Annotated in this window: 1 protein-coding gene; it reads left to right on the top strand. The window is 61.8% G+C overall.

Translation table 11 applies throughout. From position 1 onward, the window contains the following. The first annotated feature begins 112 nt into the window (after positions 1-112). Positions 113-1,315: an IS256 family transposase gene (locus GYH35_RS34455; protein ID WP_161816435.1), complete on the top strand. Its 1,203-nt coding sequence runs from the start codon at positions 113-115 to the stop codon at positions 1,313-1,315. Positions 1,316-1,373: the final 58 nt, after the last annotated feature.

Genomic DNA, 1,373 nt, shown 5'->3' with positions numbered 1-1,373 from the left:
GATTGCGTCCCGGGACGTGGTGTACGAGTGAGGCGTGACCGCTGAAGCGGCGGTCACCGTGAGTCTTGATAGAGTTTGGTTACCACACCTGACTTTACCGAGTACCACCACGATGACCACCACCAAGACCAATATCGCACTTGCTGAGCTCGCCGAGAAGGGTGCCGATGCGGATCTGCTCAAGCAGATGATCCAGTACGTCGCCCAGCGGATGATGGAGATGGACGCCGAGAACCTCTGTGCCGCAAGTTACGGCGAGCGAAATCCGGAGCGGATGAACAGCCGCAACGGCTACCGCGAACGACTGTGGGAGACGCGCGCCGGCTCGGTCGATTTGAAGATCCCGAAGCTGCGCAAAGGCAGCTATTTTCCAGCCTTTCTCGAGCCGCGTCGCACGGCGGAGAAAGCACTGGCGGCAGTGATCCAGGAAGCCTATGTGCAAGGCGTCTCGACCCGCTCGGTGGACGAGTTGGTCAAAGCGATGGGCATGAGCGGGATCAGCAAGAGCCAGGTCTCACGGCTGTGCGCCGAGATCGACGAGCGAGTGCATGCGTTCCTCAACCGACCGATCGAAGGCGATTGGCCGTATCTGTGGATCGATGCCACGTACCTGAAGGTGCGCGAAGCCGGCCGGATCGTCTCGGTGGCCGTGATAATCGCCGTGGCCGTCAACACCGATGGCGTGCGCGAGGTGCTGGGGATGGCGATCGGTCCGTCGGAGGCCGAGCCCTTCTGGAGCGGCTTTCTACGCTCGCTCACGCGTCGCGGCCTGCGCGGCGTGAAACTCGTGATCTCCGACGCTCACGAGGGCCTGAAGGCGGCGGCAGCGAAGGTGCTGAAGTCGACGTGGCAGCGCTGCCGCGTTCACTTCCTGCGCAACGCGCTGGCGCATGCTGGCAAGGGTCAACGCCAGGTCGTGCTCGCGCTAATCAACACGGTGTTCGCGCAGGAAACGCAGGATGCGGCCATCCTGCAGTGGCGCAGCGTGGCCGATCAGCTGCGTGCCAAGTTCCCCAAGCTCGCAGCGTTGATGGATAACGCCGAGCACGACGTCCTCGCCTTCATGAGCTTCCCCAAGGCACATCGCACGCAGATCCACTCAACCAATCCGCTAGAACGGCTGAATGCAGAGATCAAGCGACGCACCGACGTGGTCGGCATCTTCCCTAACGACGCATCGATCACGCGACTGGTCGGTGCGCTGTTGCTCGAGCAGAATGACGAGTGGTCATTGCAGCGACGATACATGCAGCTTGAAGGCTTGCAGAGCCTGAGTGAGAATCAGGCCGCCAGACTGTCGGCCGTCGTCAGCTGAGCACGAGTCCAAACCAACCAGAACTCACGACTCGTACACCACTTCCAGGGACGCGATC

Source organism: Steroidobacter agaridevorans (assembly GCF_009932555.1).
Lineage (GTDB): Bacteria > Pseudomonadota > Gammaproteobacteria > Steroidobacterales > Steroidobacteraceae > Steroidobacter > Steroidobacter agaridevorans.
The sequence above is the reverse complement of the archived record's forward strand: the minus strand, read 5'-3'. Positions and strand labels throughout refer to the sequence as shown.